The organism is Aliidiomarina sanyensis (assembly GCF_003987175.1).
GTDB lineage: Bacteria > Pseudomonadota > Gammaproteobacteria > Enterobacterales > Alteromonadaceae > Aliidiomarina > Aliidiomarina sanyensis.
Genome location: NZ_PIPM01000015.1, coordinates 14734 through 30805, shown reverse-complemented (window position 1 = coordinate 30805; position 16072 = coordinate 14734). Strand labels below are relative to the sequence as shown.

The 16072-nt window shown below is 49.8% G+C and carries 17 protein-coding genes; 2 read left to right on the top strand and 15 right to left on the bottom strand.

Going from position 1 to position 16072, the window contains the following annotated elements:
* Positions 1-1380, bottom strand: a complete 1380-nt coding sequence (glmU, locus tag CWE11_RS10615; protein WP_126777603.1) for a bifunctional UDP-N-acetylglucosamine diphosphorylase/glucosamine-1-phosphate N-acetyltransferase GlmU — start codon at positions 1378-1380, stop codon at positions 1-3.
* 228 nt (positions 1381-1608) lie between these two features.
* On the opposite strand from glmU, the gene CWE11_RS10610 reads away from it, so the two are divergent.
* Positions 1609-1890 (top strand): hypothetical protein, encoded by a 282-nt coding sequence (locus CWE11_RS10610; RefSeq protein WP_126777602.1) that lies wholly within the window; start codon positions 1609-1611, stop codon positions 1888-1890.
* A gap of 53 nt (positions 1891-1943) precedes the next feature.
* Here the strand turns inward: CWE11_RS10610 and CWE11_RS10605 are convergent, their stop codons facing one another.
* The 14 genes from CWE11_RS10605 to CWE11_RS10540 all read right to left on the bottom strand — a co-directional run bounded on the left by CWE11_RS10605 (position 1944) and on the right by CWE11_RS10540 (position 14624).
* A complete protein-coding gene (locus CWE11_RS10605) occupies positions 1944-2372 on the bottom strand; it encodes a F0F1 ATP synthase subunit epsilon (RefSeq protein WP_126777601.1) in 429 nt (142 codons plus the stop codon).
* An 18-nt stretch (positions 2373-2390) separates the two neighbouring features.
* The gene (gene atpD, locus CWE11_RS10600) at positions 2391-3776 is read right to left on the bottom strand and encodes a F0F1 ATP synthase subunit beta (protein WP_126777600.1); all 1386 of its coding nucleotides are present in this window, start codon (positions 3774-3776) and stop codon (positions 2391-2393) included.
* Between the two features lie 51 nt (positions 3777-3827).
* The gene (atpG, locus tag CWE11_RS10595) at positions 3828-4688 is read right to left on the bottom strand and encodes a F0F1 ATP synthase subunit gamma (protein ID WP_126777599.1); all 861 of its coding nucleotides are present in this window, start codon (positions 4686-4688) and stop codon (positions 3828-3830) included.
* 54 nt (positions 4689-4742) lie between these two features.
* A complete protein-coding gene (atpA, locus tag CWE11_RS10590) occupies positions 4743-6284 on the bottom strand; it encodes a F0F1 ATP synthase subunit alpha (RefSeq protein WP_126777598.1) in 1542 nt (513 codons plus the stop codon).
* A gap of 14 nt (positions 6285-6298) precedes the next feature.
* Positions 6299-6832: a F0F1 ATP synthase subunit delta gene (atpH, locus tag CWE11_RS10585; RefSeq protein ID WP_126777597.1), complete on the bottom strand. Its 534-nt coding sequence runs from the start codon at positions 6830-6832 to the stop codon at positions 6299-6301.
* 16 nt (positions 6833-6848) lie between these two features.
* Positions 6849-7319: a F0F1 ATP synthase subunit B gene (atpF, locus tag CWE11_RS10580; protein WP_126777596.1), complete on the bottom strand. Its 471-nt coding sequence runs from the start codon at positions 7317-7319 to the stop codon at positions 6849-6851.
* Between the two features lie 37 nt (positions 7320-7356).
* Positions 7357-7599: a F0F1 ATP synthase subunit C gene (gene atpE, locus CWE11_RS10575; protein ID WP_126777595.1), complete on the bottom strand. Its 243-nt coding sequence runs from the start codon at positions 7597-7599 to the stop codon at positions 7357-7359.
* Between the two features lie 68 nt (positions 7600-7667).
* Positions 7668-8516: a F0F1 ATP synthase subunit A gene (atpB, locus tag CWE11_RS10570; RefSeq protein WP_126777594.1), complete on the bottom strand. Its 849-nt coding sequence runs from the start codon at positions 8514-8516 to the stop codon at positions 7668-7670.
* Between the two features lie 12 nt (positions 8517-8528).
* Complete coding sequence (locus tag CWE11_RS10565) at positions 8529-8930, bottom strand: ATP synthase subunit I (RefSeq protein WP_126777593.1); 402 nt, start codon at positions 8928-8930, stop codon at positions 8529-8531.
* 213 nt (positions 8931-9143) lie between these two features.
* Positions 9144-10031 carry a ParB/RepB/Spo0J family partition protein gene (locus tag CWE11_RS10560; RefSeq protein WP_126777592.1) on the bottom strand — a complete coding sequence of 296 codons (888 nt, stop codon included), beginning with the start codon at positions 10029-10031 and terminating at the stop codon, positions 9144-9146.
* Positions 10032-10042: 11 nt separating this feature from the next.
* Positions 10043-10825, bottom strand: a complete 783-nt coding sequence (locus CWE11_RS10555) for a ParA family protein (RefSeq protein ID WP_126777591.1) — start codon at positions 10823-10825, stop codon at positions 10043-10045.
* 59 nt (positions 10826-10884) lie between these two features.
* A complete protein-coding gene (gene rsmG / locus CWE11_RS10550; RefSeq protein ID WP_126777618.1) occupies positions 10885-11526 on the bottom strand; it encodes a 16S rRNA (guanine(527)-N(7))-methyltransferase RsmG in 642 nt (213 codons plus the stop codon).
* Between the two features lie 148 nt (positions 11527-11674).
* The gene (gene mnmG, locus CWE11_RS10545) at positions 11675-13576 is read right to left on the bottom strand and encodes a tRNA uridine-5-carboxymethylaminomethyl(34) synthesis enzyme MnmG (RefSeq protein ID WP_126777590.1); all 1902 of its coding nucleotides are present in this window, start codon (positions 13574-13576) and stop codon (positions 11675-11677) included.
* 601 nt (positions 13577-14177) lie between these two features.
* On the bottom strand, positions 14178-14624 hold the full coding sequence (locus CWE11_RS10540; RefSeq protein ID WP_157981346.1) for a flavodoxin domain-containing protein: 447 nt from the start codon (positions 14622-14624) through the stop codon (positions 14178-14180).
* A 554-nt stretch (positions 14625-15178) separates the two neighbouring features.
* On the opposite strand from CWE11_RS10540, the gene CWE11_RS10535 reads away from it, so the two are divergent.
* Complete coding sequence (locus tag CWE11_RS10535; protein ID WP_126777588.1) at positions 15179-16045, top strand: universal stress protein; 867 nt, start codon at positions 15179-15181, stop codon at positions 16043-16045.
* Positions 16046-16072 lie beyond the last annotated feature (27 nt).

Here is a 16072-nt window from a genome sequence, read left to right as displayed (position 1 = left end):
TTACTTCTCTCCCTTTTTCGTTGGGCGCTTATAGCCCTCAATATTCCGTTGTTTTGCGCGTCCGACCGCCAAAGCTGCGTTGGGGACATCGGTGGTGATCACTGACCCAGCACCGGTAATCGCTTGCTCACCGACTTTGACCGGCGCCACAAGCGAGCTGTTTGAACCAATGAAGGCTCCCGCGCCAATCTCGGTTTGATGCTTGTTTACGCCATCGTAATTGCAGGTGATGGTTCCTGCGCCAATATTCGCATGAGCACCGATGGTGGCATCCCCTAGATAGGTCAGATGCCCCGCTTTTGCTCCCTGGCCTAAGTAAGACTTTTTCACTTCAACAAAGTTGCCTACCGCCGCTTCTTTCGCGAGTTCGGTTCCTAGTCGTAAGCGGGCAAATGGACCCACTTGCGCATGTTCGCCGATTTTAGATCCTTCAAGCACCGAGTTCGCTTTAATTCGCGCGCCAGTTGCGATGCTGCTATTGCGAATGAGGCAATTCGGCTCGATCACCACCCCGTCTCCGAGGGTCACATTCCCCTCAAGCACAACATTCACATCAATTACGACATCTTCGCCGACGCGCACTAAACCACGGACATCGACCCGCGCGGGGTCTAGTAGGGTTGCACCTGCCATCATTAAGGCATCGGCTTGACGGCGTTGATAGGCCCGCTCAAGCGCTGCTAATTGAATTCGATTGTTTGCCCCTTCCACTTCAGGAATGTCGCGCGGTGCAGCACTTTGAATCTGCACTCCTTCCTTCGCTGCCATGGCGACGATGTCAGTCAGATAGAATTCCCCTTGGGCATTATGGTTATTCAATTGCCCAAGCCAACGTTTCAACGCGGCACCCTGCACCGCCATCATGCCAGTATTGACCTCGTTAATGGCCAACTGATCAGGATTTGCATCTTTATGCTCGACAATTCCGGTGATCTCACCGCTTGATGTACGCTCAATTCGGCCATAACCGGTAGGGTCAGGAAGGGTTACCGTCAAAAGAGCCAACGCACTGTTACCTTTCGCATCGAGCAAACCCTTCAATGTCTCTGGGCGGGTGAGTGGAACATCCCCATAAAGAATAAGCACCGTATCGTCATCGGCGATATATGGTACGACTTGTTGCACCGCATGTCCGGTGCCCAATTGCTCTGCTTGCTCCACCCAATTCACGTTGTAATCTGCAAGCGCGCGCTGCAATGCGTTTCCACCATGACCAAACACCAGCTGCAGCTTCTCAGCCCCAAGCCCCAACGCCGTATCGAGGACGTGCGCGACCATCGGTTTGTTGGCGACAGGATGCAGAACCTTCGGCAGGTTCGAGCGCATGCGTGTTCCTTTGCCCGCGGCAAGAACAACAACATTTAAGGCAGATTCGGACATGGCAATTCCTTGCAAACTTGAACGGGTGAAGACATCAATGTGCCGAGTATTTTATCAGTGTTTGGTGCCTGCTGAAACGGTTGTGGCGCGCTTCTGCAAGCCTGTGGATGTGAAGAAAACGCAAAACTCTGTATAGAAAGGGTTAAGTCGGTGCCAGAAAGGCTAAATATTGTTAATACTTAAGGGAGTCACAGCGATGTGGAATACCCACCGACCAAGGAGTACGTGATGAGAATGATGAAACAACGGCCAGTGCAGACACTGCTCTCGATTGGGGCGGGGCTTGTTCTTTGGAGCCTGCTCGCAACCGCACAAGCCGAAGAAGTAAAGCCATTTCAATTGGGATTCGTCGGTTATGGCGTATCGGTTGATGATGGCAACCGAGAAAACGAGTTCAGCGGCCCCGGAATTTCGTTTCAAGCCGCGGTCTCTGACTCGGGGCGCTTGGGTTTTCGTTGGGATTACGGTTTTAGGCAGACCAACGCAGTGCGTTGGTTACAGAGAATCTGAAATAAAAAACCCGGCGTGAGCCGGGTTTTTTGATGATTGCCTTTGCGAACCTGTTATTTGCCTTTGCGTTTTTTCAGCTGCTGCAATACGCGCAACTGTGCAACCGCTCGGGCAAGTTCTGCTGCCGCTTCTGCATACGACATATCCGGTGCAGAGTGCTGGATCGCGTCGCGAGCTTCTTGGATTGATTTCTCAATCGCCGCTTCGTCGAGATCCCCGCCCCGCACTGCCGTATCCGACAAAATGGTAACGACGTCCGGTTGGACTTCCATAATGCCACCAGCGACATAGAACAGCTCTTCTTCGCCGGCCGCTGTGACCAAACGAATCATGCCAGGCTGCAAAGCGGTCAGCAACGGAGTGTGCTTAGGCAAGATGCCCATTTCACCCTCGATGGCTGTCACCTGAATTGAACGTACGTCGCCTGAGAACAAGCGTTCTTCAGCGCTTACCACATCCAGATGTACAGTAGATACCGCCATTACAAACCTCCCGGTCGATTACATTTTGTTGGCTTTTTCGATCGCTTCGTCGATCGTACCAACCATGTAGAACGCCTGCTCAGGCAGGTTGTCGTACTCACCGTCCAGGATTCCCTTGAAACCAGCAATGGTGTCTTTCAAAGAGACGTATTTACCAGGTGCACCGGTAAATACTTCTGCAACGAAGAACGGCTGGGACAAGAAACGCTGAATCTTACGAGCACGAGCAACGGTGCGCTTGTCTTCTTCTGACAGCTCGTCCATACCCAAGATCGCGATGATATCTTTCAGCTCTTTATAGCGCTGAAGTACCGACTGCACGCCACGGGCAACATCATAGTGCTCATGACCAATCACTAACGGGTCGAGCTGACGAGAGGTTGAGTCCAACGGGTCAACCGCAGGGTAGATACCCAGAGCCGCGATATCACGCGACAATACAACCGTTGCATCCAAGTGAGCAAAGGTGGTTGCTGGTGACGGGTCCGTCAAGTCATCCGCAGGAACATAAACCGCTTGGATTGACGTGATTGAACCTGTTTTAGTTGACGTGATCCGCTCCTGTAGAACACCCATCTCTTCAGCCAACGTGGGCTGATAACCTACCGCAGATGGCATACGACCCAGAAGTGCAGATACCTCAGTACCGGCCAGAGTATAACGATAGATGTTATCGACGAAGAATAGTACGTCGCGACCTTCGTCACGGAACTTCTCCGCGATGGTCAATCCGGTCAATGCTACGCGCAAACGGTTCCCCGGAGGCTCGTTCATCTGACCGTACACGAGCGCTACTTTGTCGAGTACGTTTGATTCTTTCATTTCATGATAGAAGTCATTACCTTCACGGGTCCGCTCACCAACACCGGCGAATACAGAGTATCCACTGTGCTCGATCGCGATGTTCCGGATGAGCTCCATCATGTTTACGGTTTTACCAACACCTGCACCACCGAAGAGACCAACCTTACCACCCTTCGCGAACGGGCAAATGAGGTCGATAACCTTGATACCAGTCTCGAGAAGTTCAATCGAGCTTGATTGATCTTCGTAAGAAGGGGCTTCACGGTGAATAGACATCCGCTCTTCTTCGCCGATGTCACCGGCTTCGTCAATAGGGTCACCAAGAACGTTCATAATCCGTCCTAGCGTTGCCTTACCGACTGGAACCAGAATTGGCTCACCTGTATTTTCTACACTCACGCCACGGCGCAAACCGTCCGTCGTTCCGAGTGCAATTGTACGCACAACACCACCGCCTAACTGCTGCTGAACTTCCAGGGTTAACCCTTTCAGATCACCGCTAGCGATGCGCAGTGCGTCGTAGATCTTTGGTACGCTGGTTTGTGGAAATTCGATATCCACAACCGCGCCAATGATTTGGACGACCTTACCTTGACTCATGACTTATCCTCTAACTCTGCAAATCTCAATAACCTTTGCCGGGTTGCAGGTCTAAACTGCGCCAGCGCCCGAGACAATTTCCGAAATTTCTTGGGTAATCGCTGCCTGACGTGCTTTGTTGTAAACCAACTGCAACTCGTCAATCAGTTGTCCTGCGTTATCGGTCGCTGCTTTCATTGCGACCATACGCGCTGCCTGTTCACTCGCCAGATTCTCAACAGAACCTTGATACACCTGACTCTCTACGAAACGACGGAGCAGTGTGTCGAGAAGCGACTTTGCATCCGGCTCGTACAGGTAATCCCAAGCATGATCACGCTTGGCGGCTTCAGACTTCGGCAAAGGCAACAGCTGGTTAATGATTGGTGTCTGCGTCATGGTGTTTACAAACTTGTTGTACACCAAATACAAACGGTCAATCTCACCGCTGTCGAATGCGTTCAGCATGACTGATACCGTTCCGATCAGATCGTTCAGGGCAGGTTTGTCACCCAAACCAGACGTTTGCGACAGGATATTATTGCTCACTCGCTTCAAGAAACCTGATGCTTTGGTTCCGATTGCCGAGAAGCATACGTCAACACCTTTCTCTTTCCACTCCTGTACATCACGAATTACCTTACGGAATTCGTTACTGTTCAGGCCGCCGCACAAGCCGCGGTCGGTTGAGATGACGATATATCCAACGCGTTTTACCTCGCGCTCAACCATCCAAGGATGTTGATACTCGAGGTCACCCTGAGCAATATGGCCGATCACGTCACGAATGGCGTCCGCATAAGGACGACTGCTCGCCATCTGATCCTGCGCTTTACGCATTTTCGAGGCTGCAACCATTTCCATTGCGCTGGTGATCTTCTGAGTATTATTAATACTCCCGATCTGAGTTTTAATCTCTTTTCCAACGGCCATAATAATCTCCTGCGTTACAACGACTGCAGGCCGTAGTCTCCTACGGCCCGGTCCTTAGAAACTTTGGGTTTCTTTAAACTTGGTGATACCTGCTTTAATTTCAGCTTCGATATCGCCGTTGTAATCGCCTGTTTCATTAATTTTCGCCATGAGCTCAGCGTGCTCGCTCTTGAAGTACTCAAGAAGCGCAGATTCGAAGGCTTGAATCTTGCTGATTTCAACACCTTTCAAGAACCCTTTCTCTGCTGCGAAGATAGACACTGCCATGTCCGCAACGCTCATTGGCGCGTACTGATGCTGCTTCATTAGCTCGGTAACGCGTTGACCGTGCTCAAGCTGTGAGCGAGTCGCTTCGTCGAGGTCAGATGCGAACTGAGCAAATGCTGCCAATTCACGATACTGAGCCAAGGCCAAACGAATACCACCACCCAACTTCTTGATGATTTTGGTCTGTGCTGCACCACCTACCCGTGAAACCGAGATACCCGCGTTCACTGCAGGACGAATACCTGCGTTGAATAGGTCGGTCTCAAGGAAGATCTGACCATCGGTGATTGAAATCACGTTGGTCGGTACGAAGGCCGATACGTCACCGGCTTGAGTTTCGATGATTGGCAACGCAGTCAATGAACCGGTTTTGCCTTTCACTTCACCCTTGGTGTATTTCTCTACGTAATCTGCGTTGACGCGTGCTGCACGCTCAAGCAAACGTGAGTGTAGATAGAAAACATCACCTGGGAATGCTTCACGACCTGGCGGACGGCGCAGCAACAATGAAATTTGACGATAGGCAACAGCCTGCTTCGACAAATCATCGTATACGATCAACGCGTCTTCACCCCGGTCACGGAAGTACTCGCCCATGGTACAGCCAGAGTAGGCCGCCAAATATTGCAGTGCTGCAGACTCAGAAGCAGAAGCCGCGACCACGATCGTGTGGTCCAGCGCGCCGTGTTCTTCGAGCTTGCGTACGACGTTCGCGATGGTCGATGCTTTCTGACCGATTGCGACGTACACACACTTAATACCCGTGCCTTTTTGGTTGATGATTGCGTCAACTGCCATCGCCGTTTTACCGGTCTGACGGTCACCGATAATCAACTCACGCTGACCACGGCCGATTGGAATCATCGCATCGATCGATTTGTAACCTGTTTGCACAGGCTGGTCGACAGATTGACGCTCGATAACGCCCGGTGCAATTTTCTCAACCGGCTCGTAACCTTCTGCTTCAATCGCGCCTTTTCCATCGATCGGCATTCCCAGCGTGTTTACAACACGGCCGAGAAGGGCACGTCCGACTGGAACCTCAAGAATACGGCCCGTCGATTTTACTTTAATACCTTCTTGCAGATCCCCATAAGGACCCATTACAACCGCACCTACAGAGTCACGCTCTAGGTTCAGTGCGATGGCAAAGCGATTGCCAGGAAGCTCGATCATCTCACCTTGCATACAGTCGGCCAATCCGGTGACCCGGATGATACCGTCGGTAACTGCAGTGATAGTACCTTCATTACGAGCTTCACTGACGACTTCGAACTTCTCAATTCGTTGCTTGATCAGTTCTGCAATTTCATTTGAATTCAGTTGCATGCTCTCGTCCCCGATTATGATTGCAGTGTTGATGCGAGCCGCGATAGCTGGCTGCGCAATGTGCTGTCGATGACCAAGTCACCCGCTTGAATCAATAAACCGCCAACAATGGACGGTTCGACACTGCAATTGAGCTTAACTTTGCGTTCGAGACGTTTTTCCAACGCCGCGCTTAACTTTGCCTGTTGGGCGTCATCTAAAGTGACTGCGGAGGTAACCTCGACAGTGACTTCTTTTTCATAGGCCTGACGCAGTTCAGTGTACATTTCGAGTACTTCAGGCAGAGCGGCTAAGCGTTTGTTGGAGGCCATTACCTTGATCAGGTTCTGGCCATGTTCGTCGAGCTGTTCTGCACAGATCCCGACGAAGACGTCACCTTGACGAGTCAGGCTTGTTGCGCTGGCTAAGAACGTTTTCACGTCTTGGTTTTGCGCAACTTCCGCCGCAAATGACAGCATTTCGTGCCATTTTTGCAACGCACCTTGCTCGACAGCAAAATCAAAAGCTGCTTTAGCATAGGGGCGAGCGACCGTACTTAGTTCGGACATGGCTCAACCCCCGTGATTACAATTCAGCGACAAGTTTTTCAACAATGTCGCTTTGCTTCTGTGCATCCACCTCGCGTTCGATGATCTTCTCCGCGCCAGCGATTGCTAAAATAGCAACTTGCTTGCGGAGTTCTTCACGAACTCGAGTACGCTCAGCTTCCACTTCGGCATAACCGGAAGCGATAATCTTCTCACGCTCTACATGACCGCGCTGAGTCTCTTCTTCAACCAATTTTGCAGCCCGTTTTTTGGCTTGGTCGATTAGTGCGGCAGCTTTCACTTTCGCAGCTTTGAGTTCCTCATCGGCCTGTGCGCGCGCCTTATCCAAATCTTGCGTAGCACGCTCGGAAGCGGCAAGACCGTCAGCGATTTTCTTCTGACGTTCTTCGATCGCGTTGATCAGTGGTGGCCACACAAATTTCATGGTGAACAGCACGAATACCGCGAACGCGATTGTTTGGCCTATAAGGGTAGCGTTGATATCCACAACAACCCTCCTCTACGTTGGTGATCGACGAGTGCTATTAACCGATGAACGGGTTTGCAAACAGGAGCAACAACGCGATAGCAACACCGATCATTGCGATAGCATCGATAAGACCGGCCAAGATGAACATTTTGGTTTGCAGCTGTGGAGCCATTTCTGGCTGACGCGCAGTAGCTTCGAGGAATTTACCACCCATCAGTGCGAACGCGATTGCCGTTGCAAGTGCAGCAACGCTCATGATGATAGCGACAGCGAACAAAGTTGCGACTTGAATTTCCATTGGGTTTTCTCCAATTTTTAAGGTTTAAGTTAATGTAAAAAATTAATGTTGCTAAAGGTAAAACTTCTTTAGTGTTTTTCTGCTGCCATGCTCAAGTACACGAGCGTGAGCATCATGAACAAGAACGCTTGCAGCACAATCACCAAGATATGGAACACTGCCCATGCAAAGTGCAATGGCAACTGCCACAGACCCACAAGTGCAATCAGAATAAAGACAACTTCACCGGCATAGAGGTTACCGAACAAACGCAGACCCAGTGAGATAGGCTTAGACACCAAGGTCACCAACTCAAGGATGAGGTTGAACGGGACAAACAACCAGTGGTTAAACGGGGTGAACGACAGCTCTTTAATGAACCCGCCCACGCCTTTGAAGTACACGGAGTATCCGATGATCAGTAAGAACACACCCAATGCCAGACCCAAGGTAATATTGATATCTGTGGTCGGAGCAATGGTCAGGTAGCTCCATGGGTGCGCCATCACGCGCTCAAGATAGGAGTAACCGGTGGTGTCGTAGTGGGCAATGGCATCTGGATTGAGCATCAAGCCCACAACCCCAAACAGGGTTGGCATCCAATCAACGGGAACAAGTTTCATGAGGTTCATTAAGAAAATCCACATGAAAACCGTTAATGCGATCGGTGCGATTAATTTGTTCCGCACATGGAACATCTCTTTCACCGAGCCGTTCACGAACTCGACAATCATTTCAACGAAACATTGAAATTTGCCTGGCACGCCGGTGGTCGCCTTACGACCTGCGTACATGAAAGAAAGGACGAACACCACACCCAAGATGAGCGCGACGCCGAATGCACCTGCATTAAAGGTCCAAAAACCAGAGCCCACCGTCATGTCTGACAAGTGGTGGTTAATGTAGCTTTGGGTGCTGATATTACTTTGTGCAGCCATATTACAACCCAATCAATTTAATTTAGATTTCAGAAAAACGGGCGCCATCCATTGCAGGTGGAGCAAGACAAGCAGGGTGACGAGCAAAGGAATCCAAGGGCCCGTCAGGGTAACAAAGGCTACAATCAACAAGATGATCGTTGAGAGCCACTTCACTGCTTCTGCAACAAAAAAATAGCGTACGACATTTGGTACCATGCGTCCTGAGCTCAAACGAAATGCCAGTAACGCGAATAGCGCATTAGGAACAACAGCAATTCCCGCACCTGCGAGCGCTGTTCCTGCTCCTTGGATTGACATGGTCAACCCGAATAATACGATGAGTACGGCGGCAACCAGTATTTGGAGTGCAATAACACGCCACACGACGCGACGGCTTGCGTGAATTGTCGGGTGGGTTTTCCCCCTCGCCATCGCTATCTACCTTACGCGCTTAAAAAATTTGCTTCACGCGGACAATGCTTTGTCTGAGCCGCACCGAAAAACTGCGCAGATTATAAAGATTCCGCTCGAAATTGCAAACGAAGTCGGCGGAATTTCTGCACAGACGGCACACAATCTTTACGGGCCGTTATACTAGATGTTATGGGGACTCCGGCTGGAATTCTGTTTGCCGAAATCTAGGGTCTATTTGATGTGAGCGAGAATGCCATCTAGCTCATCGAGTGAGGCGTAATTGATCACCAGCTTACCTCTTCCTTTGCGGTTATGGCTAATGGCCACTTTTGCCCCGAGTCGCTCGCTCAGCTTTTGTTCGAGCTGTTGCACGTCAGGATCTGGCTTCTTCTCTTCTTTTTTGACCGGGTTTAAAGCGCGGGCGATTAATTGCTCCGCTTCACGCACCGTCATGCCTTTTGCCACGATAATACGCGCTAGTTCACTTTGCAGTTCGCCCTCAACACCAAGCAACACCTTGGCATGGCCGTGCTCAATGTCACCCCGCTCGAGGAGAATTTTTACATCGGCATTCAATTGAATCAGGCGGAGTAAGTTCGTGACTGTTGTGCGTGATTTTCCAACCGCCTCTGCCACGCTCTGATGGGTCATGTCGAACTCATCAATCAGACGTTGCAATGCGTTTGCCTCTTCTAACGCATTGAGATCTTCCCGTTGAATATTCTCGATCAATGCGATGGCGACAGCGGCCTCATCCGGCACGTCTTTTACCAAGCAAGGCACCGTATCAAGCTGGGCTAATTGCGCGGCGCGCCAGCGACGTTCGCCCGCAATAATTTCGTAATTGTCTTTACCATCGAGGGGGCGCACGACGATAGGCTGAATAATTCCTTGAGCTTTAACCGAGTTAGCGAGATCTTCGAGCGCTTCAGGCGACATATCTTTGCGGGGTTGATATTTCCCCGGACGCAAGAACTCGACAGGCAACTTGCGAAGTTCGCCTTTTTCACCGAGTTCGTTGAGATCCATGCGCTGGGCATCATGGCGTGCAGCCGCGTTGGCGCTGGTCGTCAATAAGGCATCTAAGCCTCGTCCTAATCCCCGTTTTTTCGCAGACATATCAGCCTTCCTTATGACGCATTGGCGGTGGTTTCAGCCCGGCGAATTACTTCGCCTGCAAGGGCCAAGTACGCTTTTGAACCGGTTGACGTTTTATCGTAGTACATCGCGGGCGATCCAAAACTGGGAGCTTCGGCCAGTCGAACATTCCGCGGGATCACGGTCCGATATACCTTTTCACCAAAGTGATTTTTTAATTGCTCCGAGACATCATTCGCCAACCGATTGCGTGGATCATACATGGTTCGCAACAGCCCCTCGATATAGAGCCCCGGATTCACAAAGGACGCGAGCTGCTCTATCGTATCCATAAGCGCTGTCAGCCCCTCGAGTGCATAATATTCACATTGCATCGGGACCATCACGGAATCCGCAGCTGCCATGGCATTCACGGTTAACAAGTTCAATGAAGGCGGACAATCAATAAAGATAAAATCATAATGGTCCCGAATTGGGTCCAAGGCGCGGCGTAAGCGTGTTTCCCGCGCAAACACTTCCATCAATTTAATTTCTGCAGCGGTTACATCACCATTGGCTGCGATCAGGTGATAATTTCCAGATGTCTCTGTTTGAATCACGATGGATGCCGGTTTCTCGTCCACCAAAAGATCATATACGGTGTGCGGAACCTCGTACTTATCGACGCCACTACCCATGGTGGCATTGCCTTGTGGGTCGAGATCAATCAGCAGTACTTTGCGCCGTGTAGCTGCCATTGAAGCAGCAAGATTCACGGCCGTTGTCGTTTTTCCTACGCCACCTTTTTGGTTAGCGATTGCGATGACTTTCCCCACGAAGCGTCCTCGGTAGTTATTTTTATATCAAAGCCGATGTCGAGTGCCCCAACGCTCAGTTATGAAGGGGCTCGTTCCTGACGAATATCAATTACATGCCGGGCTGCGTCGAGCATTGGAACCTGCAACGGATGAATCGCTTCAATCCGGTAGGGAGCAGCCACAGTTGCTAGCTCATCTTCAGTTGGTGCACCTTTGAGCGCTAAAAACCGTCCCTCAGTTGAAGGGAGATGATGACACCAGGCCAACATATCTGCAAGTGATGCGAACGCTCGACTGATCACCGAGTCGAATCCGACCGGCGTATGCTCTGTAGCCTGATAATCTTGAACACGGGCGAGCACCGGCGTGACATTCTTCAAGCCTAAAGTATGGACCACTTGGCGGATAAATGTGATACGTTTCGTTAAACTATCGAGCAAAACAAAATGTTTCTCTGGATAGCATATCGCCAAGGGCAAGCCTGGAAGTCCCGGACCGGTTCCAACATCAATAATATGCTCCCCATGCAAATAGGGGCCAACGACAATACTGTCGAGGATATGCCGGACCAACATCCCTTCGGGATCCCGCACAGATGTTAAATTATATGCATGGTTCCATTTGTACAGCAAAGCCAACAGGCCGATTAATTGGTCTTGCTGAGCCTCTGTGACCGTTAAGGACGTTTCGGCTAAGAGGGATGCAAGCTGACGCCGCATAAGCGCTTCTGGAAATGGCTTGACTCGCGCCATGATAGGGCCCTTTCAATGACGAATTCTTGGTGTTATCAGTTTGCGCTGACGCGCATGCTGTTTTGAGCAAACGGCCTCATTTTGGAGGCCATTTTCACATTCTATGCACTGCCGTTTAGGCGCTCTTGCGAAGCAGCCCTTGTTTTTTCAGGTGGACCAGAAGCATGGAAATCGCCGCTGGTGTGATTCCGCTGATTCGAGCTGCTTGTCCGATCGTCTCTGGCTTATGTTCCGAAAGTTTCGCGATCACTTCATTGGAGAGGCCAGAAATACTCTTGTAGTTAAAATCCAACGGCAACTTAGTATTCTCATGCCGGATTTGCTTCGCAATTTCATCTTCTTGACGCTTAATATAGCCCGCGTATTTGACTTGAATCTCGACTTGCTCCGCTGCTTTTGGATCTGCAAGGGCTGGGCCAATACTTTCGATGTTCATCAGGGCGTTATAGGTCACTTCAGGGCGACGTAACAACTCCTCAAGACTTGCTTCCTTGCTGATTGGCGTTTTTAAAATCGGGTTGATTGCTTCAACCGCCGGGTGGTCTTTATGCACCCAGGTGTTACGCAGCCGCTGTTGTTCTTGAGCAACCGCTTCCATTTTTTCGTTAAAGCGGGCCCAACGAGCATCGTCGATTAACCCAAGCGCACGACCTTGCTCAGTTAACCGCATGTCCGCATTATCTTCCCGCAACAATAAGCGATATTCGGCACGTGAAGTAAACATGCGGTAGGGTTCTTTGGTTCCCAAAGTCGCTAAATCATCGATCAGTACGCCGGTGTAAGCCTGATCGCGACGTGGAGTCCAAGCCTCTTTTCCATCGACGGCAAGTGCCGCATTCAAGCCCGCAATTAAGCCCTGCGCCGCCGCCTCTTCATAACCCGTGGTGCCATTAATTTGCCCAGCAAAATAGAGCCCTTGAACATGCTTCGTCTCAAGCGATTGCTTCAGATCCCGCGGATCAAAGAAATCATATTCAATTGCATAACCAGGCCGGGTGATGTGTGCATTTTCAAAGCCACGAATGGAGTGGACCAGTGCGACTTGAACATCGAATGGCAAACTCGTGCTGATGCCGTTTGGGTACAATTCCCGGGTATTTAAACCTTCAGGCTCAACAAAGATTTGATGCGAGGTTTTGTCTGCAAAACGCACCACTTTATCTTCAATCGAAGGGCAGTAGCGCGGACCAATACCCTCAATAACACCCGAGTACATCGGTGAACGATCGAGTCCACCTTTAATAATTTCATGTGTGTTCTCATTGGTGTGGGTGATAAAACAGCTGATCTGTTCTGGATGGTCCGCGGTACTTCCCACAAATGAGAACACAGGCCGAGGAGAATCACCTGGCTGTTCTTGCATCACGGAAAAATCAACGGTGTTGGCATCGATTCGAGGCGGTGTTCCCGTCTTCAATCGATCGACACGCAGGGGTAACTCACGTAAACGACGTGCGAGCGCGATCGATGGAGGATCACCTGCACGTCCACCACTGTAGTTTGATAAACCAATGTGAATTTGACCGCCCAGGAAAGTACCGGTCGTTAATACCACGGCAGGCGCATAAAATTTCAAACCCATTTGGGTAATCACACCCTCAACACGCGGCCCAATACCGGTTTCGGTGACCATCAAGTCATCGGCAGCTTGCTGAAAAATTTTCAGATTAGGCTGCGATTCAAGTGCATTTCGAATGAACGTTTTATACAGCGAACGATCGGCTTGAGCCCGTGTGGCGCGAACAGCTGGACCTTTTGAAGCGTTCAAAGTACGAAATTGAATTCCCGCATGATCAGCCGCACGGCCCATGATGCCACCTAAGGCATCAATTTCTTTCACCAAATGACCTTTGCCAATTCCGCCGATAGCTGGATTACATGACATTTGTCCAAGGGTATCGATGTTATGGGTCAGCAGGAGGGTTTGTTTTCCCATGCGTGCAGCAGCAAGCGCTGCCTCTGTACCTGCATGCCCGCCGCCGATGACAATTACATCGAACCGTAATTCACTTGCCATGATGTTCATAACCTCGAACGCTTAACGTCACTTGCTTGATCGTATTGAGATCGAAATCCGATAACGGAGTCGTCAGAAACGATCACTTAATGGATCTGGTAGCCGGATATTGTAGCACTTTTAAATGTCTGCAACATCCATTTGATCGCGAGTTTACATGGTCCCTGGTGAAACCATGCTGAGGCGCAAAGCATGGCTCGGGTCCGGTAGTAATTAGATCTATATTTATTTAAAAGATCTTTATTATTTCTATTATTAGCGCGCCCTCGATCTGTGGAAATGTCATTATTCAATATGAAAAACATAGACTTAGATTTGATCGATCCGTGTGCATAAACAGCGATCTTATCCTTGGTTAACCAGTGGGATAACTTGGCACTTATACACACTGAAAGTTATCCCCAGATCTATACCCGGATCAGATCACAGCAAAGATCGCTGTTTATCCCCAGCTTTTGAAAATCGTGGGTAATGATCCGGATATTTTGTGGATAAGATCTCAATAACGTGACCGAATCTCGGTATGTTGGCAGGTTGGGCTGGGGATGAATTTATCCCCAGATTTTGCGGGAAAGAAGCCGAGACGAGCGATATGCACGTTCTACAGAGCGCGTTGATCGCTCCATTGATCCAACCAAGCGATCGCAACACCTTCAGGATCAATTTCTGTGAGCATGTCTATCATCAGTGGTTCACAGAGTTTTCTAGCACCAAGCCGAGTGAATAGGTTTTGGGCATCGTGGCCGGCTTGGTTAAAGGTGTCATAGCTCGAATCGCCAATCCCAATTAATGCATACTGGACGGTTGACAGGTCGGTGTTCTGTTCATCCAGTGTTTGCATAAAAGGAAAAATTGAATCCGCATACTCTCCAGCACCGTGGGTAGCAATGCACGCAATCCATTTGGCATTCTGAGTGGCAACCTCGGTGATATCGGGTTGGTCATGCAGGGTAGTGGTATGGCCTTCCTCGTTGAGCTGTCGTGCGACTTCTTCAGCAAGATATTCTGTATTTCCCGAGGTTGTTCCTACCAAAATGTGAAAGTGCATGGCAATTCCTTGTATAGAGTTTATCCAATGGTATATCTGTTGGGCGTTCTTGCGTCGCTTGAAGCCGACACGTATCATGGCCGCCTTTTTTATACGTAATCTTATTCTTCTTCCTAAAACTGGGCTAAATCGAGCGGTTTAACTTGTGATTTTACGCCCTTTTGCGGTTGATTCTCAAAAATTCAATATTTCTGATTGATAACGTGTTCTTTGGGCAGCTTTTTTTTGCAGAATCCCGAATAGATAGCGGCCTGTAACGAGTTTGTCTTACGTTTAAAAAAACGTCGATTTATTAAATTTACACGAAAAAAGGTCATTTTCGACGACCTTAAGGTAAAGAAATGGGTAAGAACTGGAAAGTTGAGGGGTTTGGGAATATTCGAGCCGATATTTTAGCTGCGTTGGCGCGTTAGAGAAGGTCGTCCTAAAATTTAGACGAGAGGGCACCGAGGTGGAGGTGCTTGGTATGAATCAAGCGACAGCCAATGTGGTGCACCAATTAGGTAACCACGATAAGCAAACCACGCAACATTCTTAAGCGAGGAGCAACTTTGATGTCTTTGTATACCGTTGCCTGCATTGATGGATCTGCTTTATCAGACTCGGTGGCCGATTACGCTGCCTGGTCTGCGACGCGAATGTCGACACGACTTATTTTCCTTAATGCCGTCGACGATATTCAAAAGGCGGATGAAGCGGATTTCAGTGGTCAAATTGGCATGGACGAGCGACAGCGACTTCTCGCCGAATTTACTGATCTTGAAGAAAAACGTGCAAAGCTTGCGCGTCAGCAAGGGCATTTATTTTTAGAAGCAGCAGCAAAACATATTAAGCCATTCGGTCTCGAACCTGAGTTACGCCAGCGCCTTGGCGATCTCCTAGAAACCCTAGATGACATTCAGCACGATACGCGTTTGCTGGTTATTGGACGACAAGGCAAGCGCGCCACCAAAACACCGTCTCAAATCGGTCGGTATATTGGGCATCAAGTGGAACGCGTTATTCGTTCCATGCAGCGGCCTGTCTGGGTGATTCCCGGGGCGTTCCAAGTACCGGAACGAATTATGATTGCATACGACCACAGCGTAACCGCCAAGAAATCGGTGGAGATGGTAGCAGGCAGCCCATTGTTTAAAGGATTGCCCGTGCATGTGGTGATGGTTGGGTCTGAATCCTCAGAACATCAAGCACAATTGTCATCTGCAGTTACTATTTTAGAAGAACATGGTTTTGAGGATGTTACGTCAGCACTTCTCAGTGGAGATGTAGAAGATACGCTGAATCAATATGCGGCAGAGCATCAGATCAGTGTCATGGTTATGGGGGCCTATGGCCATTCCCGAATTCGCGAGTTTTTACTGGGAAGTCACACCAACGCCATGATTCTCAGCGCGCAAATTCCGCTGTTATTGCTGCGTTAAGCGATACCGAGTCATGAGAGGACTGCT

Excerpts from the sequence above, each read along its gene's own strand:
- mnmG (WP_126777590.1), bottom strand. The coding sequence starts at position 13,576 with ATGGCAAGTGAATTACGGTTCGATGTAATTGTCATCGGCGGCGGGCAT.
- CWE11_RS10535 (WP_126777588.1), top strand. The coding sequence starts at position 15,179 with ATGTCTTTGTATACCGTTGCCTGCATTGATGGATCTGCTTTATCAGAC.
- atpD (WP_126777600.1), bottom strand. The coding sequence starts at position 3,776 with ATGAGTCAAGGTAAGGTCGTCCAAATCATTGGCGCGGTTGTGGATATC.
- CWE11_RS10560 (WP_126777592.1), bottom strand. The coding sequence starts at position 10,031 with ATGTCTGCGAAAAAACGGGGATTAGGACGAGGCTTAGATGCCTTATTG.
- atpB (WP_126777594.1), bottom strand. The coding sequence starts at position 8,516 with ATGGCTGCACAAAGTAATATCAGCACCCAAAGCTACATTAACCACCAC.
- atpA (WP_126777598.1), bottom strand. The coding sequence starts at position 6,284 with ATGCAACTGAATTCAAATGAAATTGCAGAACTGATCAAGCAACGAATT.
- atpH (WP_126777597.1), bottom strand. The coding sequence starts at position 6,832 with ATGTCCGAACTAAGTACGGTCGCTCGCCCCTATGCTAAAGCAGCTTTT.
- rsmG (WP_126777618.1), bottom strand. The coding sequence starts at position 11,526 with ATGCGGCGTCAGCTTGCATCCCTCTTAGCCGAAACGTCCTTAACGGTC.
- atpG (WP_126777599.1), bottom strand. The coding sequence starts at position 4,688 with ATGGCCGTTGGAAAAGAGATTAAAACTCAGATCGGGAGTATTAATAAT.
- glmU (WP_126777603.1), bottom strand. The coding sequence starts at position 1,380 with ATGTCCGAATCTGCCTTAAATGTTGTTGTTCTTGCCGCGGGCAAAGGA.
- atpE (WP_126777595.1), bottom strand. The coding sequence starts at position 7,599 with ATGGAAATTCAAGTCGCAACTTTGTTCGCTGTCGCTATCATCATGAGC.
- CWE11_RS10540 (WP_157981346.1), bottom strand. The coding sequence starts at position 14,624 with ATGCACTTTCACATTTTGGTAGGAACAACCTCGGGAAATACAGAATAT.
- CWE11_RS10605 (WP_126777601.1), bottom strand. The coding sequence starts at position 2,372 with ATGGCGGTATCTACTGTACATCTGGATGTGGTAAGCGCTGAAGAACGC.
- CWE11_RS10565 (WP_126777593.1), bottom strand. The coding sequence starts at position 8,930 with ATGGCGAGGGGGAAAACCCACCCGACAATTCACGCAAGCCGTCGCGTC.
- CWE11_RS10610 (WP_126777602.1), top strand. The coding sequence starts at position 1,609 with ATGAGAATGATGAAACAACGGCCAGTGCAGACACTGCTCTCGATTGGG.